The sequence below is a fragment of the Calothrix sp. 336/3 genome, from assembly GCF_000734895.2.
In the GTDB taxonomy this organism is placed as follows: domain Bacteria; phylum Cyanobacteriota; class Cyanobacteriia; order Cyanobacteriales; family Nostocaceae; genus 336-3.
Genome location: NZ_CP011382.1, coordinates 888,703 through 912,216, shown reverse-complemented (window position 1 = coordinate 912,216; position 23,514 = coordinate 888,703). Strand labels below are relative to the sequence as shown.

Genomic DNA, 23,514 nt, shown 5'->3' with positions numbered 1-23,514 from the left:
TGGAGAACTACTGTACAAAGGAAAGGGAACAAGGGTAAAGATATTTTTTCCTGGTAACTGTCCCCAAGCAACGATTACAGGAGTTTCTGTTTGCTTTTATTTGCACATTTTGGCTTGATTGTGCCAACTTAACTTAGTAAAATCCAAATTTGCTTTGATAATTGTCAGCGTTGTTTTATGGCTATTTTGTAATTAGGGTAATTGGTAATGACGGTAGATTGTAAGTCCATGGGGTACAAAGTTATGTTCTCAAAGTATTGTGAAATGGGTATTCTCAGCCATCGATTAGTACCAAACTCCGGCGAAAATGGATAGTCTTTTATTCTCTCTAAACTCCTATGATTGAAGTTGAACATTTAAATAAAGTATACGGTTCTACCTCCGCCATTACTGACGTAACATTTAACGTGGAAGAGGGGGAAATTCTCGGTTTTTTAGGTCCCAATGGTGCGGGAAAAACTACCACCATGCGAATTTTAGCGGGTTACTTGCCAGCAACTAGTGGCACAGCTAGAATTGCAGGTTTTGATGTCCATGATAATTCCCTGGCAGTCAGGCAACGGATTGGTTATTTACCAGAAACGCCTCCCCTGTACCCAGAAATGACAGTAGAAGGTTTTTTGTACTTTGTGGCACGTATTAAGGGAGTTGCTGCTGGCGATCGCCAACAAAAAGTTAAAGCAGCAATAGAACGTTGCAACCTCCAAGAGAAACGTCACGTAATTATTCGTAAGCTTTCTAAAGGTTACAAGCAACGGGTGGGAATTGCCCAAGCGATCGTTCACGATCCCCCAGTAATTATTCTGGATGAACCCACCGTGGGACTCGATCCCCGGCAAATTATCGATGTACGCAATTTAATCAAAAGTTTGGCAGGAAGTCATACAATTATTCTCTCTACCCACATTCTGCCAGAAGTAAGTATGACCTGTAGTCGGGTGGCAATTATTAACGGCGGCAAAGTAGTAGCGACTAATACACCAGAAAATTTGATGACACAGTTGACAGGTAGCTCCGGCTATGAAGTCGAAATTTCCGGTGATAGCAACCTGGCAAAACAGATGCTAGGAAACTTGCCCGGTGTGAGTTTGGTAGAATCAATGCCAAATCCCGAAATCGTCAAAGATGGACGACAACGCCTACGGGTAGTATCCTATCCAGAGAGTGAACCGGGACATGAGATTGCTTCAGCATTGCTACGTACGGGTTATCAAATCTATGAACTGCGACGTATCAGTGCGACATTAGAGGATGTATTCTTGCAACTAACAACGGAGGAAAAGAATTTGCCCTATGAGGAAGAGACATCAGCGAGGGAGGAGGAAGCAGCCTAGATGGGAGTGATTTTGAGTAATATTATCGCCATTTATCGCCGAGAATTACAAAGCTATTTTGTTTCACCCCTAGCCTACGCGATATCAGGGATTTTTTGGTTTTTGAGTGGATTATTCTTCGTCCTGATTCTCATGGGACCAGAGGGCATCTTACCCATCGTCAACGATTATGATGTCAGAGGGCAACAGTTAGGTCTAGCAAATGCACCAATAGACGTACCCTATGAATTTATTCGCGCATTTTTAGACCGGATGGGGTGGTTGTTACTGTTTATCCTGCCGATTCTCTCCATGGGACTATACGCAGATGAGCGCAAAAGTGGCACCTTAGAGCTATTAGCCACATCACCCATCACCAATTGGTCAGTAGCAGTCGGTAAACTTTTGGGTGTGGTGACATTTTTCATCACCCTGATTATCCCCATTTTAGCTTTAGAGGCGATCGCCCTCAGCGATTCTAACCCTCCCATGTCTCTCACCGTCCCCCTACTCGGTCATTTAGCCTTAATTCTCCTCGCAGCAGCTATTCTCTCCGTCGGGATGTTCATTTCCTCCCTCACCGATAGCACAATTCTCTCAGCAGTCCTCACCTTCGCTGTAATTTTGTTGCTCCTATTTATTGATTTAATCGCCAAAAATATTCCCGGTATCTTCGGAGAAGCCCTTGGTCATCTCTCCCTACTCAAGCACTACAATAACCTGATTCAAGGCATCTTTGACACTAGCAGCTTGATATTATTCGCTAGTTACATTATTCTAGGTATCTTTTTGACAGCTCAATCCATCGATACGCTGCGAGTTAGGTAATAGGTGAGGAGATTTCCAGGAAATTATGTACCGAAAATTTTTGTAGTATGGGGTTTGGCTCGCTACGCTCACAACATTGGTAATTTCTTTTTTGTAAATCTCCTCAATCCCAAAGACTTTTTACTCCCTGACTCTTTCCTTAACCTTTCCCCCTCTTTTTTATATTTGGATGAAAATCATTGCCACCCAAAAACCTTGGAAATATTTATTTCTCCTCGGACCGTTTTTTACAACAGCTGGTTTCACAATTGGTTTTGTCTCAGCACAATGGAATGTTATTCCTCTCCTCTTAATTATCCTTGGCGTTGCCATCAGTGGCTTCTGGTTATTTTGTCAAAACCAAACACATAATTGGTGGGGAAAACGCTCTACCCAAGTAAATACAAATGCTTTAATAGCCACCTTGGCATTTTTAGCCATCCTGGCTTTAATTAACTTTCTGGGTTCTCGTTACTATCTACGTAGTGACTTCACCGAAACTCGATTATTTACCCTCTCACCCCAGTCCCAGGAATTAGTACGTTCTCTGAAAAATCCCGTAAAAGTCTGGATATTTGATAGTAATCAAAATGCCATTGATAAAGACTTACTAGAAAATTATCAGCGTCTTAATCCTCTATTTAAATATGAATATATCGACCCCAAAGCCAGACCCGGAATTGTCAATGAGTTTGGGATGAAGGAATATGGGGAAGTTTATATCCAAGCAGACAAAAAACGCCAACTAGTGCAAGTTGTCAATCAGAACGAACGACTTTCGGAAATTCGTTTAACTAACCGTCTGCAACAAGTCACCAATGCTGCCACAGCTAAAATTTACTTTCTGCAAGGACACGGTGAGCGTCCCACTACTCCCGGAAAAGCTGCCATGTCCCAAGCAATTCAATCTTTGTCAGAGAAGAATTTCACCACATCTAGTCTGAATTTAGCCGAACAATCAAACATTCCCCAAGATGCAAGTGTAATTGTGATTGCTGGGGCAAAAAGAGCATTACTGGAAAGTGAAGTGATTGCTTTGAGGGAATATTTAAATCAGGGTGGTAACTTGGTAGTGATGGTTGACCCTGGGACTGACCCCAAACTCGATAGTTTATTAAATGAGTGGGGTGTGAAGCTAGATAATCGTTTAGTCGTGGATCTTTCCAGTCGTTTCGATCCTCCTGTTCCTATGGTGACAGAATATGGTCAGCATCCGATTACTAAGGATTTTGGTAATGGTATTTCTTACTATCCCGTAGCTAGGGCAGTTGATACTACTCCCGTTCCTGGAATTGAAGCCAAACCCTTACTGTTAACTAAAGGTTATCCCAAGGTATGGGCAGAAAGCGACCTACAAAGCGAAAATTTGCAATTTAATCAAGGCGATCGCCAAGGTCCCTTTAACCTAGGAGTTGCTCTTAAACGTCAAGCAGGAACAAAGGTAACGATACCTACTCCTATCCCCACACCTACCCCCACACCTACCCCCCAAACCCCAAAAACAACCACAACCGCTAAAGAATCACGTATGGTGGTATTTGGCAACTCTAGCTTTGCCACTGATGGTATCTTTACCCAGCAACTCAACGGAGACATCTTTCTTAACTCCGTCACTTGGACAACCCAACAAGATAATTTAATTCTGTCTATTCGTCCTAAGGAAGCAAGAAATCGACGGATAAATCTCAGTGAAGCACAAGCGAATCTCCTAGGAATTACCTCTTTATTTGTCTTACCTCTTCTGGGTTTTATCACAGCTGCTTTCCTCTGGTGGCAACGCAGATAAAGGAGAGGAGCTTTTCTATTACCTATCACCTCATCTATGAAACTGCAACGCACAACGATAATTCTTGTACTTGTCGCTATTGGTTTAGGTGGTTTTGTTGCTACCTATGAATTCTTTTTAAAAGAGCAACAAACTGTTATTCAAACAAAAAAACAACAGATTTTTAGTTTCTCCCGTGATGATGTCAAATCTTTAACTGTTAAGACCACAACTCACACCATCAATTTAGAACGGAATTTCACCTCAGAACGTCCTCAATGGTTGATGAAATCTCCACAAAAGGCTCCCGCTAATGATGCGATTGTCAGCTATTTATTAGATGCATTAGTTAAGGGTAAAACTGAGCAAAGATTATCTGTTTCTCCCAATCAATTAGCCGAGTATGGTTTATCTAAACCCAGTGCAACTATTGAGGTTATCTTAAAAAATCAACAAAAACATCAAATTTCCCTAGGAAAATCAACTTTCAATAATAGTTATGTATATGCTCGAATCGATTCACAGACTCAAAATCAGGGGAATATAGAAGTATTAATAGTTTCTACAGACTTTAAAAATGCTGTCAACCGTGAAATTTATGAATGGACACAACCCCAAACTAATATCCAGTTAAAACCGAAACCAGAAACTCTACCTCCCCTACCTTCACCAGCACAATAAACAGTTAGTTTGATGACATCACAATACATGATTCACTATTTTTTTAAGTTGATTCATCTTCAAAATTAATCCTGGTAGATGTGTGAATCAGTAAATTGATGATTTCCTTATGCTTTCTGTGAAATTTTAATAATTCTAGATAGGCAAAGGGTACTACCAATATCCAGAAAACACTGCCTATGACTAAAGCAATGCTAGAAATACGACGCTGTGTGGAGTTCATTTCTTCGTCTTCTAGAAAAAATTCTAACCACACATTAAAAAAGTAGTATGCCATCATCAAGTAACAGACGAGAAGGAAATAAGTAAATAATAATTGCAACATCATCGGATTTTTTGGTTGTAACAGTAAGTATGTTGGTAGGGTAATATCAGTATAATTGCTGTTTAATTTTTCCAGTTAACTGGTTATTAATAGCACTTGCCTGGTTTTAAGTATATAAAGTTACAGTATGGGACTGTCTGCGTAATTATCGAAATATTCAAAATCTATATCTAATATTATATTTTATACATATTGAATTGGCAGGTTTCCGATTATTTTTGAGAAAATTATACTCAAACACTGACTTTGGCTCTATGTCTTGTGTCTGTCAAGGACGAAAAGAAGCCTCAAAATAATGAGCAGTCAAATACCAATAACTGGTTATAGAAGGTGATGATTGACGATAGAACTCCATTCTGCTAAAGCGATCGCTACAGTCTTGTTATCATTTTTATCTAGGATTGAGGGGGATAATATATTATGAGATGAATGATTTTAATTACCTGTTTACAGTATGCTTTTAAAGAATTAATAAAAGGTAATAATTTTTACAAATTTTGCATTCTATAATCAAAAATGCTTTGCAGATATTATCTGAAATTGATAAAGACTGAAATAGAAAAGTATGTAATGACCTAAATTAATTTATGGGGATGATGAATTTTGAACAGGGAGCGCAGCAACGTGACTAATTCCACTGCCATATTATTAATATCTTGTCCAGACCAAAAAGGGTTAGTCGCCAAAATTGCGAACTTTATTTACTCGAATGGTGGTAACATTATTCATGCTGACCAACACACAGATTTTGCCGCCGGATTATTTCTCACCAGGCTAGAATGGCAACTTACTGGATTTAATTTACCACGAGATTTGATTGCTCCAGCATTTGCCGCGATCGCCCAACCTTTACAGGCAAAATGGGAATTACATTTTTCAGACACAGTTCCTCGCATTGCTATCTGGGTAAGCAAACAAGACCATTGTTTACTAGATTTATTATGGCGACATCGTGCTGGGGAGTTTGCCGCAGAAATCCCCCTAATTATTAGCAACCATCCTCATCTGCAATCAACTGCCGAACAATTTGGTATTGACTACCATTACTTGCCAGTCACTAAAGATACAAAAATAGAACAAGAAGCCAAGCAGTTAGAACTTTTACAACAATATAATATTGACCTGGTGGTGTTAGCGAAATATATGCAAATTCTCAGCACTGATTTTGTGCAAAAATTCCCCCAAGTTATCAATATTCACCATTCTTTTCTACCAGCATTTGTCGGTGCTAACCCTTATCACAAAGCTTTTGAAAGAGGTGTCAAAATTATTGGAGCGACATCTCACTATGTGACCGCAGACTTAGACGCAGGACCAATTATTGAGCAGGATGTGGTGCGAGTCAGTCATCGTGATGAAGTGGAAGATTTGATTCGCAAAGGCAAAGATTTGGAGAGAGTTGTCTTAGCTAGAGCAGTCCGCTTACATTTGCAAAATCGGGTTTTAGTTTATGGCAATAGAACAGTGGTGTTTGAATAGAGAAAAGACACGGTTCAAGTATCCATTAATCTAATATTCTGATTCCAAAAACGCAATTTCCCTGTGCATATTTGGAAGAAATAGGAGATAATAAAGAAATGTTAAGCATCTGAAAGTTATCAAGCGATAAGCCCAGCTGATTGCCTTTGACGTATCGCCAGATAGATTATCAGAGAATCATCAAATGCTGACCGCAGTTTCACCCGTTGCCATACAATTTATCTCAGTTCATCTGTTCACAGCCAAAGTTTCTACGACTTTTCCCCTATGAGTCAAACTGCTTTAAATCTGGTTGCCATCTCTATTTTTGTGATGACAATGTCCAGTTTACTAGGACCATTGTTAAATTTATCACCAACGATTCCCGCGATCGCCACTTTTACACTCTTAGGGGTTGCCACCTTTGATAGTTTCAGTCTCCAAGGAAAGGGAGGAACTATCTTTTTAGATTGGTTAGCAGGGTTTTCTGTTGAACATCGAGAACGTATCCTCCGTCATGAAGCGGGACATTTTTTAGTGGCTCATCTGTTAGGTATTCCCGTTGCTGGCTATACTCTCAGTGCGTGGGAAGCTTGGAGACAAGGGCAAACCGGGCAAGGTGGTGTAAATTTTGCCGACGAAGAATTAATAAGCCAACTGCAAACAGGTAAAATCACCGCTCAGATGTTGGATCGTTACTGTACAGTTTGGATGGCAGGAATTGCCGCAGAAACCCTAGTTTATCAAAACTCGGAAGGTGGTGCAGACGATAGAAGCAAGTTGGGGGAAATTCTTGCTAGCGTTGGTTTTGCTCCTAATGCATCAGCACAGAAACAGCGATTTTGCCTCTTACAAGCGAAAACCTTGCTAGAGGAAAATTGGACAACCTATGAAGCATTAGTTAACGCCATGGGGCAACGAGCAACTGTGGCAGAATGTATTCAGGTAATAGCGGAAAAATAAAAAGATAACTATCAAGATGAAACTACCCGTAGGTGACTATGGGAATAGTTATCACAACCAATAACACGATTACGTCCAGAGGATTTAGCTTGTAGCAGATACTGATCGGCGCGGTGTAGTAAGCTTAACCCCTTAGAATCATCATCATTTTGGAGACAAGTTGTACCCAAACTGACTGTGACGTTAATTGCCAACTCATTGTTAATGGCAAAAGGTTGCTCACTGACAATCCGATTTAAGCGTCTTGCCACACCCATTGCTTCATTGCAACTAGTATTAGTGAGAATAATCACGAATTCTTCCCCACCGTAACGGAAAGGGGTGTCTTGGAAGCGTAAATTATGCTTAATTCTGGTACATAGAAGTTGTAATAGGCGATCGCCTACCAAATGTCCGTAGGTGTCGTTAACTTTTTTAAAGAAATCTACATCTAAAATAATTAAGCTCAAGGGGGTTTCGTTGGTGCGAGCTTTTTGAATTTGTCGCGGTAATTCCCAGTCTAGAGCCCGACGGTTGCTAATTTCCGTCAAAGAATCAGCGAGGGCGATCGCCGACAAAATATCATTTGTTCTCACTAAGTCACGGTATTTTTGCGCCTTCCGTAACCCCACCATCACCTGAGCCAATAATAAACCATGATGGGCAGCTAATTCTGCTGACGTATATGGAGTAAGTTTTTCTGCCAACTGCCATATATAAGCATCAGCACCTTGCTGAAGTGCTGTAGAAGTCATTTCCAATTCCCACTGCCAACCATACTTACTACGTTCGGCTAAAAGGGTGGCTCTGTCTTCTAGGAGAATACAGTAGATCCACGATAGTTGGGCTTGTTCCTTTAACCAACGGCAGAACTCGATGCTGCCATCCATGCTAGCCTGTACAATTACGATGTCTGGTGGCGAAATTTGAGTTTGCGACACCACCTGATTCAGATTAGTGATAACTTCCACACTAAAAGCGTTTGTATCACGGATCTGATCCGGAAGTGTGCCGACAAATTTATCACTTCCAAAGACCAGAATAGAAATATTCATTGCTTTGCTTATTGCCTTACTTCAACGCTATGGGTTGAGCACCGATAAAATTTGGTGTTCCCTGAAATATTTTAGATGTGCCTAAATTTTTGGCAAGGGGTATTATCTCATATTCTATGTTCTCAGTGTTTTATGCACAAGCAATCCTCCATTTCATCCTCTCTTCATACTTAAGTTAACTACACGAGTAAGGGTTGAATTTTCTGATACCTAATTTCTGTCCTTCGTTACATAATTTCAAACAGTAAAAATACTGAATAATCACAGTATGTATCCGGATATTACGGTAATTTCCAGGATTTAGCGATATCAAAGGGTTTTTATGATTAATAATTTCCACAAATACCCGGATCCACAAAAAAATCATTGCCTGCGTAGAATTTACAGATAGGCTCAAAATATCCATTTGATTTTTTCCTTTCTCTGTTTTGGGGAAACTTGGGTATTTACAAAATATCTAGTTGAGTCTCACAAGGTAGGAGCTAAAGCCAAATCAGCTGTTTGGGATTTGGCAACTAAATATTTATGTCTGACATCCTGTACTAGATGGATAAATATCCAACTAGGCATAATAAAGAAGATACATGACGATTTGGTTTTATTGTCCATCAGTGATGAATCGTCACATCCAGCTAAATGAATAACTGACTATATGATTAGGAATGCGAATGATTTTAAGGATTGATTTTATGAGTATATTCCCTAAGTCCATTCAGTAATAACTACCCAGTGATGAATGCTGACTTGGCATTTTGAGAAGAATCGCTGTTAGTCTTAACCAAATGTTAACCAGGCACCAAGGGGAGCTTGGCTAGATAATATAGAGAATATATTCTCAGGTAAGGAAAAATTTTTGCTGTTAAGTCTCGGCTCCACGACAAAGATAGATTGATGATTGCTACAGTGTAACGATCGCAGTTGATACCTGTGACTGTGCTTTCTACTGTCATAACCGAATATATGGATTAGCAAATCCAGATAAAACTTTTCACACAAGATTGTAAGCGTTTATTTTTTGGTAAACGAATAAATGTGCCACTATGGAAACCTGCACAAGTCCGGAGAATAATCAGCAAACTTTGTCTCAGGATTCAGCACTTAACCCTGTTTACCTAAAGTTGAGGCGGAAACTTTCCTCAGAAATGTCAGAATATGATGAAGCGTTGGTCTTGATTCTTCATTATTATTGTTGATCAACCAATAACCATTATTACCCTATTCTTGTTCGTACTTTTTGTAACTACCTATGTCTTCCCATCCCCTATTATCTTTCAGTGGTAGCGAAATTCGTCAAAAATTCCTGGACTTCTATGCTCAACGGGGACACCAGATTTTACCCAGTGCATCCCTAGTACCGGAAGATCCCACCGTACTACTGACGATCGCGGGGATGCTACCATTTAAGCCGATATTTTTAGGACAACGGACTCCCGAATTTCCCAAAGCGACAACATCACAAAAATGTATCCGTACCAATGATATTGAAAATGTGGGTGTGACCAAACGTCATCATACCTTCTTTGAAATGTTAGGTAATTTCAGCTTTGGGGATTATTTCAAAGAACAGGCGATCGCCTGGGGGTGGGAAATTTCTACCCAAGTTTTTCAAATACCACCGGAACGTTTAGTAGTCAGTGTCTTCGAGGAAGATGACGAAGCATTGGCGATTTGGCTGGATAAAATTGGAGTTAACCCCAAGCGGATTAAACGGATGGGTGCGGATGATAATTTCTGGGCATCGGGGGCGACAGGACCCTGTGGACCCTGCTCTGAGATATACTATGATTTCCACCCGGAACTGGGTGATGACAAGATTGATTTAGAAGATGATAGTCGGTTCATCGAGTTCTATAACCTGGTATTCATGCAATATAACCGGGATGCTGAAGGTCATCTTACCCCCTTGCAAAATCGCAATATTGATACGGGGATGGGTTTAGAACGGATGGCACAAATTCTTCAGGGAGTGCCGAATAATTTTGAAACGGACTTAATTTTCCCGATTATTCAAACAGCTGCCCAAATTTCTGGGATTGAATATAGTACAGCACCAGCTAAAACCCAAGTATCCCTAAAAGTCATTGGTGATCACATCCGTGCAGTGGTACATATGATAGCCGATGGAATTCGGGCGTCGAATGTAGGTAGGGGTTACGTGTTGCGTCGGTTAATTCGTCGGGTAGTGCGTCATGGCAGATTAATCGGGATTTCTGGGGAATTTACTACCCAGGTGGCAGAAACAGCAATTTCTCTGTCAGAATCTGCCTATCCGAATGTGCGGCAACGGGAAACTGCGATTAAAGCTGAGTTGCAACGGGAAGAATCCCAGTTTCTCAAAACCCTGGAGCGGGGTGAGAAATTACTGGATGAAATCATTGCTGAGGTGAAAAACCAGGGCAAAACCCAAATTAGCGGTATCAATGCTTTTACCCTCTACGATACCTACGGTTTCCCCAAGGAATTGACAGAGGAAATCGCTGGAGAGCAGGGTTTAACCGTGGATGATCAGGAATTTGCCCTAGAGATGCAAAAACAGGTAGAGCGTGCCAAAGCTGCCCATGAAACCATTGATTTAACGGTGCAGGGTGCTTTGGATAAGTTGGCAGAGCATATCCAGGGTACGGAATTTTTGGGTTATCAGCAGTCTACCACCACAGCCCAAATTACTGCCCTACTGGTAGCAGGGGTTGCCCAGGAGGAAGCCCAAGCCGGTGATGAGGTGCAAATTTTGCTGAATCAAACCCCTTTCTATGCAGAGTCAGGGGGACAAATTGGTGACAAGGGTTATATTTCTGGGGATGAAATTGTCGTTCTGATTCATGATGTGAAGAAGGAATCAGACTTTTTTGTGCATTTTGGACGGGTCGAGCGAGGTACTATCCGTGTTGGAGATACGGTGACTGCCCAAATTGATCGCGGTTGTCGTCGTCGTGCCCAGGCGAATCATACCGCCACTCACCTGTTACAAGCTGCCTTGAAAAAAATTGTGGATGAGGGGATTTCCCAAGCGGGTTCTTTGGTTTCCTTCGATAGGTTGCGCTTTGATTTTAATTGTCCCCGCGCTCTGACTGGAGAGGAAGTGCAACAGGTGGAAGAGCAGGTTAATAGCTGGATTGCTGAAGCCCATGCTGCCCAGATAGAAGTCATGCCTATTGCGGAAGCTAAGGCAAAAGGTGCTACAGCCATGTTTGGGGAAAAGTATGGAGATGAAGTCCGAGTTATCGATTTTCCAGGTGTTTCCATGGAATTATGTGGAGGGACTCACGTCACTAATACTGCTGAGATTGGTGTATTTAAAATCATTTCCGAAAGTGGTATTTCCTCCGGAGTGCGACGGATTGAGGCGGTTTCTGGTGCGGCAATTCTCGACTATTTAGAAGTGCGCGATCGCGTTGTCAAAGATTTGAGCGATCGTTTCAAAGTCAAACCAGAGGAAATCAGCGACAGAATCACCGGATTGCAAAACGAAGTCAAGAATTTGCAAAAGGAAGTCGGAAGCTTGAAAAGTGAATTGGCGATCGCCAAGTCTGATAGTTTGCTGACAACGGTGGAAAATGTGGGTGAATTTCAGATAATTGTCGCCAGAATTGATCAAGTTGATGCTGCATCCTTGCAAACTGCTGGGGAAAGATTACAGCAAAAACTCGGTGCTAAGGGTGCGGTAGTTCTCGGTTCTGTACCTGAGCCAGGAAAAGTTACCCTAGTTGCAGCTTTTGGCGCAGATGTCAATCAAAAAGGACTGCAAGCTGGGAAATTTATTGGGGGAATTGCGAAAATCTGCGGTGGTGGAGGTGGTGGTAGACCTAATTTAGCCCAAGCTGGGGGAAAAGATGCCAGTAAATTAGATGAGGCGATCGCCCAAGCGAAAAGTCAGTTAGTTTCTGCCTTCAGTTAAGAATTGTGGGCTTTTGACACCATTTCACTAAAATCCTGGAATATATCCAAGACCAGGATTTTTTTTATTACTTTGGTGTAGCTCCTGGGGGAGCGAGTCATTACAAATCACGAATTACACCTGATATGAATTAGAAACGCTTCTTAATCCCATAAGAATCATTACTCACAACTCAAATCTCTCCCTTAAAATCTAACTAAAGAATGAGTGAACTTGCATCTCAACTACACCTCAAGAAAGTTCGTTCCTCAATGATTGAATGTTAACTTAGTATTTAACCTGGCTAACAATAGCAGATAGAGATAAGGTAACAAAGCTTCCCTCCAAGAAGTTAGGAATCTGCTACCCATCATATTTTCCGTTGCAATGAACAATGAAATTAAAGACTTGATTCGCGGAGCTTGCGGGGGATTTTTATTTGGAATTCCCCTGATATACACAATGGAAGTTTGGTGGATTGGTTCCCTTGTAAAACCGGAGAAAATTATAGTCGCTCTGGCGATCGATTTTTTGGTTGTTTTTTTGTTGAACCGTACCGCAGGTTTCCGAACAACTCAAAATGTTGGAGTCATTGATGCTGCCATGGATAGCATAGAGGCGATCGCCATCGGCATTGTTTGTACAACCTTGATGTTAATTTTACTCCGGGAAATTGACGGGGAAGGCTCATTAAATGAAACTGTTGGTAAAATCATGTTTGAAAGTATGCCCTTTACCCTGGGTGTAGCTTTAGCAAATCAGGTTTTAAGTGGCGATCGCTATTTTCAAAATGAGGAACAACAGCAGAAAACTTCTGTCAGAAGCAAAATCAAGGGCGAACTTCACGCGACTATTTCAGATATCGGTGCGACCTTAATTGGTGCCATGGTTGTTGCTTTTAATATCGCTCCTACCGATGAAGTGGCAATGTTAGCAGCAGCAGTTACCAGTCCTTGGTTACTAGCAATTATGGCATTCTCTCTGGTTATATCCTATGGTATTGTTTTTGACTCGGGCTTTGCTAATCAACAGAAAAGAATGGAACAAAAGGGCATTTTTCAACACCCTTTGAGTGAAACAGTTGTCACCTATTTTATCGCAGTTTTAACTGCTATATTTATGCTGTGGTTTTTTCAACGTTTGAGTTTTGATGACCCTTGGACAGTCTGGCTGACCCATGGTTTAATTCTAGGTTTACCTGCCACTATTGGCGGTGCTGCTGGGAGATTGGCAATATGAACCACACTAGTGCAGATAAACAAAAAACACCAAAACGCACTCTTGCTGAGTGGATTTCCTTCAGTATCAGTTCATTAATTTTAGCTGTGATGGTGGGATTAGTTATTTATATTTGGCAAGATAAAACAAATCAACAACCACCGAAAATATCAGCCGTAGAAGAGGGGATAATTCAAGAAAATTCCGGTTACTATTATGTTCCTTTTTCTGTCACTAACCATGGCGGGAGTACTGCTGAATCAGTACAAATTATCGCTGAACTGCAAATTAATGGAGAAGTTGAATCTGGAGAACAGCAAATAGACTTTCTTTCTCGCGGCGAAAAAGAACAGGGTGCATTTATCTTTAAGAGTGACCCACGACAGGGAAAATTAACTATTAGAGTTGCGAGCTACAAATTGCCCTAGGAAGATGTGGAAAAGTGTCTGTTTTTTAACCAAAATATACTAGAAAAGGGGAGTTTTACCCCATTTTTAAAGATAATGTTTGATTTCAACACAAGTTTCATCACCTGAACGATAAAATAAAAAATATTTCCCTTCCGGATGGGGCTGAATCTATCAGAAAATATCTGCCCAAAAAGTTAGAGCTTTTCTCTTGCTTTTGAGAGATGAATTATAAATAATTATAGCTATTTGTTTTATCGATTTATTTCTTAAATTTCAGACGAAATACAAACTATTTTTCATGAGGATAGTGGCTGAATCTCCAAAAAATATATCTCTGCAAAAAGGTACAGCCTTCCTCTTTCTTTTGAAGGATGAGTTATCAAGAATTGATATGGCATCTTTGTAGAAGATTGCGTTTTATAAATAAGGAAAATACTCAAATGGTAATGACCCTAGATGACACCAAACGTCAGGCGATCGCTACTAAGTTAGCAGATATGAAAGAAGTACAAAACCTACTGATTGCTAACGAGCAGAAGCTAATGTCTGCATGTAACGACCAAGATGTTTGCGATCGCCTCCGAGATATGATGAATGATGATCGCAAAAACCTAGGCATTTTAGATACTGTAATGGTTCAGTATGGTGTGCACTCCCAAGGGCAAGAAACCGTCCAAAAGATGGTAGAAAAGGTTCAAGAGATGATAGAAGGCTCAGAGTTAAGCCTGTATGAAAAAGTATTCCAGCACGAGTTACTTAAGCACCAGCAAGTAATGAGCGGTCTTTTAGTTCACAAAGCAGCTCAAGTGGTAGGTGCAGATGTGGAAGCTGCAATTACTCCTTTAAATACAATCAACTTTGAAAACCGCGCCCATCAAGAACAATTAAAAGGAATTTTGGAAATCTTGGGTGTTCGTGAACTCACCGGAAAAGAAGCAAAACAAGGTTTATGGGCTCGTGTGCAAGATGCAGTAGCAGCTGTTACTGGTGTTGCAGGTAGCGTCATCAGTAACACAGACGATGAAGTGAATATCCAAGACATCATCCGCGCAGATCATAACAAGGCAAATATGCTGTTCGTGCAGATTGAAAGCTCTGATGATCCCCAAAAAATCCAAGAGTATTTTGGTCAACTTTACAAAGACTTAACAGTTCACGCAGAAGCAGAAGAACAAGTTGTTTACCCAGCAGTTCAACCCTTCTATAGTGACGTTCAGGAGTTGTATAACGAACAAGCAGAAATGAAGGTGATGCTAAAACAGCTTAAAGCCTTAAATCCCACATCATCGGAATTTAAAAATGAACTTCGTCGCTTGAAGGATGCGGTTATGGATCACGTCCGTCAAGAAGAGAGTACTATGTTTGCGGTGATTCGCAACAACTGTAACGATCAACAAACAGAGCAAATGGCTACTCAATTCAAAACTGCTAAGAGCAAGCTTCAGCAAGAAATGAGTGCTGCTTAGGTAGGAAGGTATAATTTTTTGTCCAATATTTGATTCCAGCAATAGGACTTCAAATGCTTATGTAGTCAAGGTTGTACAAGAGCCAACCATTTGACATTTAATTAACCTCACCTACTGATTTATTAGCGGAATCATGTAATTGGTTATCTGACTTAGAAACTTAATGACATCTTGGACAAAAGTCAAAAAACGTAATTTATATCTGATAAATTATGTATTGACAAAAGTGCAAGATGTCTTTTTCTTATAGTGTTTTCCGGTCAAGTAAAGTACACCCTACCTGTTCTATAACTCACCCTCTCTGATTCCTAGGATGGTTATGCAGTAGGTCTTCTATACTTCACAAGGATGATAAATACTATGTTGATGATTTTAATTTTTGTTAGCTAAAAAAGATTTTTGATACCAGCATTTTTAAGAAAAAATAATCTCTATAATTATCAAATGTCAAGTTTGGATAGGACTCATATTTTATTTTTGAAATATACGCAGGGTATGTGAGCGCAGTCGAACCCACCTTCCTCAAAGCTTTTGATACTAGTTGATTGCATAAGTTGTGATGGATAAAACATGTGTAATGGAAGCGTCTCACTCCATGATTTTAGGAAGTTGACAAAACTACCCTCGAAGAAAGTCAAGAGATACCCACTGTATAAACTATCAAAATTGATGCGATAGACTACTAGTCCCACCTGAGAAAGGGGAAAATTTGGATTTCACCATAAGTTTTATCACCTGAACGATGAGCTAACCAAGCTTCTGCTCAATTTTCCCCATAATAGTTGACAATATTTATGGTAAAAACTACCATAATATACATAGCAGGTATCTGTTCCTGTTCACCGATTTCAGCGAATTGGGGTTTAATTCCCCCGTGACATCACAAATTACGGTAATTCAAAATTCAAATTATTTTTTAAGGGCGGCACTTTATGACAGCTTTGCCAAGGTGGGAGCAGGAGCTAGGGATTGCAAGTGTTGATTATAGTTTATTAACCGACCTTTACCAGTTAACCATGGCAGCTTGTTATACGGGTGAAGGATTCGAGGAAAAATCAGCGAGTTTTGAGCTATTTGTCAGACGATTGCCGGAGGATTTTGGCTATTTAATTGCCATGGGTTTAACGCAAGCATTGACATACTTAGAGAATTTGCAGTTTACCCCTGAGCAAATCGCAGCTTTGCAGGCAACGGGAATTTTTCATCATGCCCCGGAACGCTTTTGGCAGATACTAGAATCGGCTAGATTTAGCGGGGATATTTGGGCAGTACCTGAGGGAACAGCAATTTTTCCCCATGAACCTCTGTTACGGGTGGAAGCACCTTTGTGGCAAGCTCAGTTGGTTGAGACTTTCCTATTGAATACCTTAAATTATCAAACATTGGTCGCGACTAGAGCCGCCAGAATCCGCGATTTAGCAGGGGTAGAGGCGACTTTGTTGGAATTTGGCACGCGACGGGCTTTTAGTCCCCAGGGGGCGCTGTGGGCAGCGAGAGCGGCGTTAGCGGCAGGTTTTGATGCTACTTCTAACGTGTTAGCGGCGTTACAACTAGGAGAAAAGCCGAGTGGTACAATGGCACACGCCTTGGTAATGGCATTGTCGGCGATGGAGGGTACGGAAGACCAAGCATTTACGGCATTTCATCAATATTTTCCCGGTGCCCCTTTGCTAATTGATACCTACGATACGGTGGCGGCGGCGGAGCGTTTGGCGGCGAAGGTAAGGGCGGGAGAGATTGAATTAAGCGGGATAAGGTTAGATTCGGGGGATTTGGTGACAATCTCGCAAAAGGTGCGATCGCTCTTACCAGATGTATCAATTTTTGCTAGCGGTGACTTGGATGAGTGGGAAATTGCTCGACTCAAAGCAGAGGGTGCAGAAATTGATGGTTATGGTTTGGGAACAAAGTTGGTTACAGGTAAACCAGTGAATGGGGTGTATAAATTAGTGGAAATTGATGGGATTCCGGTGATGAAGGAGTCGAGTGGGAAGGGAACCTATCCCGGTAGAAAGCAGATTTTCCGTACTATCGTGGGAGGGAAAATTCACCGCGATCGCCTGGGATTAATTACAGAAACACCAGGTAAGGATGAAATTGGGTTATTGCAGTTGGTGATGCAAGGAGGTGAAAGGGTGCAGCAAACAGAAAGTTTAGGGACAATTCGGCAACGTACTGCCATGAATGTGGCTAGTTTACCAGAATCTCTGCGGCAATTAGATAATTCTCAGTTGTTAGATGTGGAAATTTCCCAGAATTTACAAGATTTGACACAAAGAACAAAAAGGGGAATGGGTAATAGGTAAGGGGTGATATTTTGATGAAAATATTTGACACCTCAATCATGACTTTAATCATGACTTTTAAAACATCCTCCCATAGTTCATAAATTCTACTCCCAACTCTCTACTCTCAACTCCCAACTCCTTACTCATTACTCCCAACTCATTATCCCTTTTTTGTCACTCTGGGAAAAGAAAAATCAAAGTCAAATTTTCAACTCTAGATAGAACATGCATTTGAGCGTTTATTTTCTAACACAATGGCTGAAATTATGGTTTTAAAAAAAAAGCCTTATGCTGTAAGCATTTCAGACTATTCTCTCCCGAAAGTGACAAATGAGGGTTATACCATTTCACGAAAATAGTGAAACAGATACAAACCCTGAAAGTCTGACTAGATAAGACTTTCTTAATTACGAATTACGAATTACGTTAGCGTTAGCTCTCCCGTAGGGAGCATTACGAATTGGTATTACTCATTACTCCCAACTCATTCTCCAAATTTATGAAAGTAGCTTTATTTGGTACAAGTGCGGATCCACCAACTGCGGGACACCAATTTATTATTAATTGGCTGTGTCAGAGGTATGATTGGGTAGCGGTGTGGGCTGCTGATAATCCCTTTAAATCACAACAAACACCTTTGGAACATCGAGCAGCAATGTTAAGTTTATTAATTGCGGATATGCATCCACCACGACAAAATGTCGCATTGCAGCAAGATTTGAGTAGTTGGCGATCGCTAGAAACCTTAGAAAAAGCAAAAGCATTCTGGGGAGAAACTGCTAAATTCACCTTGGTGGTGGGTTCTGACTTACTGACTCAGTTACCACGATGGTATCGGATTGAAGATTTGTTAAACCAAGTTGAACTCTTGGTGATTCCTCGACCAGGATATGTGATTGACGAGGAAAATTTGCAAACTGTGGCAAAATTAGGGGGAAAAGTGGCGATCGCTGAATTTACAGGTTTAGATGTATCCTCAACAGCGTATCGTGAAAATGGAGATGCTGAAGCACTCACACCCCCGATAATAGCCTATATTAATCAACAGCATTTATACAACAAATGCCAGGACGTAAGCAGAAAAAGCTTCCAGATGCGATAAATCAACAACCTTTGGCAGATTTCAAAGTTGGAGTTGATAATGTGATTTTTTCAGTCGATACTGCTCAAAATCGACTGTTAGTTTTGCTAGTCATGCGACAACAGGAACCCTTTCTTAACTATTGGAGTCTCCCCGGTACTTTAGTACGTCAAGGTGAATCCTTAGAAGATGGTGCATATCGGATTATGGCGGAGAAAATTCACGTCAAAAATCTCTATTTGGAACAATTGTACACCTTCGGAGGACCTCACCGTGACCCTAGGGAAGCAACTGATAGTTATGGAGTACGCTATTTATCTGTTAGTTATTTTGCCTTAGTCAGATTTGAAGAAGCAGAATTAATTGCGGATAAAGTCACAGGTATTGCTTGGTATCCTGTCAAAGAATTACCCCAATTAGCCTTTGACCATAACAAAATTATCACCTATGGATACCAACGTTTGAAAAACAAATTAGAATATAGTCCCATCGCTTTTGATGTTTTACCTGAGTTATTTACCCTGAATGATTTATATCAGCTATACGCTACTGTTTTAGGTGACAATTTCTCTGATTATTCTAACTTTCGCGCTCGTCTGTTGAAGCTAGGATTTTTATCCGATACAGGTATTAAGGTATCACGGGGAGCGGGTAGACCGGCAAGTTTATATAAATTTGATGCCATGGCTTTTGCTCCTTTCAAAGATAAACCTTTGGTGTTTATTTAGGTGCATATCTGTATATATCTCAGTAATTATATTGGACAATACAATGAAATTACCGGAAGAATGTCGCAATATTCAAGAAATTCGTGAATGTCTTGATACTATTGATCAGCAAATTATCTCTACTTTGGCACAAAGATTTTCCTATGTGCAAGCTGCGGCAAAATTCAAAAATAATCCACAGGATGTGCAAGCAGCAGATAGAGTTGAGACTATGTTAAAACAGAGGAGAATTTGGGCAGAGGATAGGGGGATAAATCCAGATGTTATTGAAAAAATATATCGAGATTTAGTGAATTATTTTATTGACGAAGAATTGCAAAGTTGGTTATCAAAGAATAGCTAAAATTATCTAGTTAAGAATTTCTATGAAAATTGCGATCGCCCAATTAAATCCTACCATCGGAGATTTACCTGGTAATGCTGCCAAAATTCTCCAAGTTGCCCAAGAATCTGCTAATGCTGGAGTGCGTTTACTCCTCACTCCGGAATTATCTCTGTGTGGATATCCTCCACGGGATTTATTATTAAATCCTAGTTTTATTGAGGCAATGGATATCACTCTACAACAGCTAGCGCGTGATTTACCTGCTAATTTAGCTGTACTTGTGGGAACTACTAGTAAAAATGAGCAAGCTCATGCAACTGGTGGGAAACATTTATTTAATAGTATTGCCCTATTACTTGATGGGAAAGTTGAGCAAGTTTTCCATAAACGTTTATTACCTACCTATGATGTTTTTGATGAACATCGCTATTTTGAACCAGGATTACAAGCAAATTATTTTACCCTTGATGATATGGTAATTGGGGTGACAATTTGCGAAGATTTATGGAATGATGAGGAATTTTGGGGTAAACGCAGTTATACCGTTAATCCCGTTGCCGATTTATCGATTTTAGGAGTAGATGTGATTGTGAATTTATCTGCTTCTCCCTATACAGCAGGTAAACAACGTTTTCGAGAGGAAATGTTAAGTCATAGTGCTGCCAGATTTAAACTACCAATTATCTATACAAATCAAGTTGGTGGCAATGATGATTTAATCTTTGATGGTAGAAGTTTTGCTTTGAATAAATCTGGGGAAATTATCTGTCGCGCTCCTGGTTTTGAAACAGACTTGATAATAGTTGAATTAGATGCTCTACAACAAGATTTACTCCCATCTGCTATTTCTCCCCATTATGAAAATTTGGATGGGGAAATCTGGAATGCTTTAGTTTTAGGTGTGCGTGACTATGCTCAAAAATGCGGTTTTTCTAAGGGGATTTTGGGTTTAAGTGGGGGTGTGGATTCTGCTTTAGTCGCAGCGATCGCCTCCGCAGCACTTGGTAAAGAAAATGTCCTTGGTGTACTGATGCCATCTCCCTACAGTTCCGAGCATTCTATCAGTGATGCCCTGGCATTGGCAAAAAATATCGGTATAAAAACGACTCGTCTCCCCATCGGGGATTTAATGCAAGACTATGATCAAACCCTGGCAGAATTATTCGCAGGTACGGAATTTGGGTTAGCAGAGGAAAATATTCAATCGCGGATTCGTGGTAATTTGTTGATGGCGATCGCCAATAAATTTGGTTATCTCCTGCTTTCCACGGGTAACAAATCGGAAATGGCAGTTGGTTACTGCACTCTGTATGGAGATATGAACGGTGGTTTAGCGGTGATTGCAGATGTACCCAAAACCCGTGTTTATTCCCTCTGTCACTGGTTAAACCACGATGGTGAAGTTATCCCCTCAAACGTGATTACTAAACCACCCAGTGCGGAATTGAAACCGGGACAGGTTGACCAAGATTCCCTCCCATCCTACGATATTCTAGATGATATTCTTCAACGTCTGATTCACAACCACGAATCACCCCAGCAGATAGTTGCAGCTGGACATGATGCCCAAATAGTTGATAAAGTATTGCGTCTAGTTGCCCGTGCAGAATTCAAACGTCGGCAAGCACCCCCAGGTTTGAAAATCACCGATCGCGCTTTTGGTACAGGTTGGAGAATGCCGATCGCCAGCAATTGGTTAGCTGTGAAAGATGTCTATCAACAACAAGTTATACTGCAAAAGTAAAAATTAATACGTATGTATTTAGTCTTTCTACGTAAATAATCGCAGCGATCGCCAAAATTGTCCCTGGTATCAGGAGATTTCTAGGGATAAAAATATAAAATAATCATAATCTTTCCATAACCTAGGGCGATCGCTTAATTCTTAGCAAGCAAAAATACTAGCCAAATTCATGATTTCTACTCAATTAAAATCTATGTCATCTAGACTACGATTGATTTGATTGTCATTAGCATTCAGAATTTGTTGAGTAGATTGGGATTAAATTTACCAGATATCGCTTTCATTCCTTATCCAGAATATTGCGACTCTCCAAATAATCATAGGATGTCTACCTGTGTCAGCATCACAGCATCATCTTTGAGAAATACAACTTAGTTGTGAATGTTATTTTGACAGGCGGATTGATTTTAACATCTACCACCAAAATATGAAAATTTCATTGTCTACAATTGTCAAAATATATTTACCTTTAATTATCTTTATTATCATCACTACTGTTGTCACGAAATTAGCAGGTATTTCCATGTATCAGCTAGTGGCAGATCCCACAGAAGTGAGTCATCAACCTGCCTACGTGGGAATGTTTTCTCTCATTGGTAGCTTTTGTTGGTGTGCAACCAGTGCTATTTGTATATTTTCTGCTTTGATTTTACGTCCTAATAACACAACGAAATTCAGTCAAAATATATTTTTATTTCTTTTGTTTTCCGGAATCATTTCCACACAACTATTACTTGATGATACTTTTCAACTACATGAACAATTTAGTTTTATTATCTATGGTTTTAAGACAGAAATTTCCCGCAGTTCTCAAAATCTTGCCGAAATGCTAGTCTTTGCTATCTATGGCATAGAATTCGCAACTTTTATCTTGCTTTTCGGTAAACTAATATTAGCTTCTCGTCCCCTCTTCCTCGCATTGACAGTCATGTTTTTTGGAATCTCTACAATTTTAGATATGACACCAGAGGAAATGCATAACTTTCACATTGTGGAAGAATACTTTAAGCTCCTAGGAATATTTAGCTGGTTGATGTATTATTTCCGATTCTGCACAGAGCAAGTCAAGAATAATTTATCTCTTAAAAGCTCATAATATAAACTAAGCTCAATAAATCTTATCAAATTTACTAACTTGCAGAGCAGGATTTGAAGGTTTTATATTTAACCAACTTTCGGGGTTTAAATCTCCGTCACAAAACGTAATTACGTTAGCGTTAGTTCTCCCGCAGGGAGCATTACGAATTACGAATTACGAATTACGAATTACGAATTATTTTAATTCTTCCTCCTACGTATCATGAATATTCAACAAGTCAAGAATCAATTTCCAGAATCAATAGCTGATATTGAGATGTTGGAAAGTTTGGGTTTTAGCTCTCGTAGTCACGGTTGGATTGAGACTCTCAACCCTCAGCAAGCAGAAATAGCTGTTTGGTTAATGGGAAAGGTAGGAAATGATGATGACGCTGATACTTTGATGGGTGTGTTATCTAGTCAAAGTCGGGAGTTGTGGATGCATGCAGCAACTGCATTAAGTTTGATTGCGACTACAAAACATCTGACTGGTTTATTCGAGATTCTCACTAGGGGTGTTGACGTATCTCAGCGAGAAAGTGCAGCATATACAGTCTCTTTCTTGACGAATTGCCAAATTAACCCAGAATTAATTCAAGTACTCACGGAAATTGCAGGAAACAAAAATGAACCTCCATCACTGCGATCGCAAGCTTTGGAAGGGTTAGGTAATAAGCTTTCTGAGGATATTCCCACAAATCTCTATGACAGTGCGGTACAGGTGATGCTGGAATCTTTGGATGATTTGGCAGCTGAGGTGAGGTTTTGGGGATGTTTTGCTGTGGGAGCAGTCGTTGTGGAGCAAGCATTACCCAAATTGCAAAGACTAGCCCAAACTGATCACACAATTATACCTGGTTGGTGGTCTGTGGCGAAAGAAGCGGCAGACTCAATTAGTCTCATCCAGGGTTTAAGGGGAAGGGATGAAAATTAAATATCAAATTTAAAATTCAAAAT

General features: G+C 40.3%; 20 protein-coding genes. 17 read left to right on the top strand and 3 right to left on the bottom strand.

What is annotated here, in order from left to right; translation table 11 throughout:
- Nucleotides 1–338 precede the first annotated feature (338 nt).
- From IJ00_RS03645 to IJ00_RS03630, 4 genes are all read left to right on the top strand, one after another.
- Nucleotides 339–1,334 carry an ABC transporter ATP-binding protein gene (locus tag IJ00_RS03645; RefSeq protein WP_035150155.1) on the top strand — a complete coding sequence of 332 codons (996 nt, stop codon included), beginning with the start codon at nt 339–341 and terminating at the stop codon, nt 1,332–1,334.
- Nucleotides 1,335–2,141: an ABC transporter permease gene (locus tag IJ00_RS03640; RefSeq protein WP_035150154.1), complete on the top strand. Its 807-nt coding sequence runs from the start codon at nt 1,335–1,337 to the stop codon at nt 2,139–2,141. It abuts the gene before it with no gap.
- Nucleotides 2,142–2,310: 169 nt separating this feature from the next.
- Nucleotides 2,311–3,906, top strand: coding sequence for a Gldg family protein (locus IJ00_RS03635; RefSeq protein ID WP_035150151.1), 1,596 nt, complete (start codon nt 2,311–2,313; stop codon nt 3,904–3,906).
- A 36-nt stretch (nt 3,907–3,942) separates the two neighbouring features.
- Complete coding sequence (locus tag IJ00_RS03630; protein ID WP_035150150.1) at nt 3,943–4,566, top strand: DUF4340 domain-containing protein; 624 nt, start codon at nt 3,943–3,945, stop codon at nt 4,564–4,566.
- 43 nt (nt 4,567–4,609) lie between these two features.
- Here the strand turns inward: IJ00_RS03630 and IJ00_RS03625 are convergent, their stop codons facing one another.
- Nucleotides 4,610–4,894: a hypothetical protein gene (locus IJ00_RS03625; protein ID WP_339366865.1), complete on the bottom strand. Its 285-nt coding sequence runs from the start codon at nt 4,892–4,894 to the stop codon at nt 4,610–4,612.
- 621 nt (nt 4,895–5,515) lie between these two features.
- Here IJ00_RS03625 and purU point away from each other — a divergent pair.
- Nucleotides 5,516–6,370 carry a formyltetrahydrofolate deformylase gene (purU, locus tag IJ00_RS03620; protein WP_035150145.1) on the top strand — a complete coding sequence of 285 codons (855 nt, stop codon included), beginning with the start codon at nt 5,516–5,518 and terminating at the stop codon, nt 6,368–6,370.
- 267 nt (nt 6,371–6,637) lie between these two features.
- Nucleotides 6,638–7,312, top strand: coding sequence for a hypothetical protein (locus tag IJ00_RS03615; protein WP_035150144.1), 675 nt, complete (start codon nt 6,638–6,640; stop codon nt 7,310–7,312).
- 11 nt (nt 7,313–7,323) lie between these two features.
- On the opposite strand, the gene IJ00_RS03610 is transcribed toward IJ00_RS03615, so the two are convergent.
- Nucleotides 7,324–8,346 (bottom strand): diguanylate cyclase, encoded by a 1,023-nt coding sequence (locus IJ00_RS03610; RefSeq protein WP_035150142.1) that lies wholly within the window; start codon nt 8,344–8,346, stop codon nt 7,324–7,326.
- Between the two features lie 785 nt (nt 8,347–9,131).
- A complete protein-coding gene (locus IJ00_RS28720) occupies nt 9,132–9,296 on the bottom strand; it encodes a hypothetical protein (protein ID WP_168163413.1) in 165 nt (54 codons plus the stop codon).
- A gap of 296 nt (nt 9,297–9,592) precedes the next feature.
- Here IJ00_RS28720 and alaS point away from each other — a divergent pair, with 296 nt between their 5' ends.
- The 11 genes from alaS to IJ00_RS03555 all read left to right on the top strand — a co-directional run bounded on the left by alaS (nt 9,593) and on the right by IJ00_RS03555 (nt 23,491).
- The gene (alaS, locus tag IJ00_RS03605; protein WP_035150139.1) at nt 9,593–12,241 is read left to right on the top strand and encodes an alanine--tRNA ligase; all 2,649 of its coding nucleotides are present in this window, start codon (nt 9,593–9,595) and stop codon (nt 12,239–12,241) included.
- Nucleotides 12,242–12,607: 366 nt separating this feature from the next.
- On the top strand, nt 12,608–13,459 hold the full coding sequence (locus IJ00_RS03600; protein WP_035150136.1) for a TIGR02587 family membrane protein: 852 nt from the start codon (nt 12,608–12,610) through the stop codon (nt 13,457–13,459).
- A complete protein-coding gene (locus tag IJ00_RS03595) occupies nt 13,456–13,866 on the top strand; it encodes a TIGR02588 family protein (protein ID WP_035150134.1) in 411 nt (136 codons plus the stop codon). The genes IJ00_RS03600 and IJ00_RS03595 overlap by 4 nt, the downstream gene beginning before the upstream one ends.
- 422 nt (nt 13,867–14,288) lie before the next feature.
- Nucleotides 14,289–15,314, top strand: coding sequence for a hemerythrin domain-containing protein (locus tag IJ00_RS03590; RefSeq protein ID WP_035150131.1), 1,026 nt, complete (start codon nt 14,289–14,291; stop codon nt 15,312–15,314).
- Nucleotides 15,315–16,246: 932 nt separating this feature from the next.
- A complete protein-coding gene (locus IJ00_RS03585; protein ID WP_035150129.1) occupies nt 16,247–17,620 on the top strand; it encodes a nicotinate phosphoribosyltransferase in 1,374 nt (457 codons plus the stop codon).
- A 481-nt stretch (nt 17,621–18,101) separates the two neighbouring features.
- Entirely contained in the window at nt 18,102–18,704 is a 603-nt protein-coding gene (locus IJ00_RS03580) for a nicotinate-nucleotide adenylyltransferase (protein WP_035150126.1), read from the top strand.
- Complete coding sequence (locus IJ00_RS03575) at nt 18,665–19,411, top strand: NUDIX domain-containing protein (RefSeq protein WP_035150123.1); 747 nt, start codon at nt 18,665–18,667, stop codon at nt 19,409–19,411. The genes IJ00_RS03580 and IJ00_RS03575 overlap by 40 nt, the downstream gene beginning before the upstream one ends.
- A 43-nt stretch (nt 19,412–19,454) precedes the next feature.
- The gene (locus tag IJ00_RS03570; protein ID WP_082127249.1) at nt 19,455–19,754 is read left to right on the top strand and encodes a chorismate mutase; all 300 of its coding nucleotides are present in this window, start codon (nt 19,455–19,457) and stop codon (nt 19,752–19,754) included.
- Between the two features lie 22 nt (nt 19,755–19,776).
- Nucleotides 19,777–21,480 (top strand): NAD+ synthase, encoded by a 1,704-nt coding sequence (locus IJ00_RS03565; RefSeq protein WP_035150121.1) that lies wholly within the window; start codon nt 19,777–19,779, stop codon nt 21,478–21,480.
- Nucleotides 21,481–21,907: 427 nt separating this feature from the next.
- Nucleotides 21,908–22,576, top strand: a complete 669-nt coding sequence (locus IJ00_RS03560) for a hypothetical protein (RefSeq protein WP_035150118.1) — start codon at nt 21,908–21,910, stop codon at nt 22,574–22,576.
- A gap of 204 nt (nt 22,577–22,780) precedes the next feature.
- Entirely contained in the window at nt 22,781–23,491 is a 711-nt protein-coding gene (locus tag IJ00_RS03555; protein ID WP_035150115.1) for a HEAT repeat domain-containing protein, read from the top strand.
- Nucleotides 23,492–23,514: the final 23 nt, after the last annotated feature.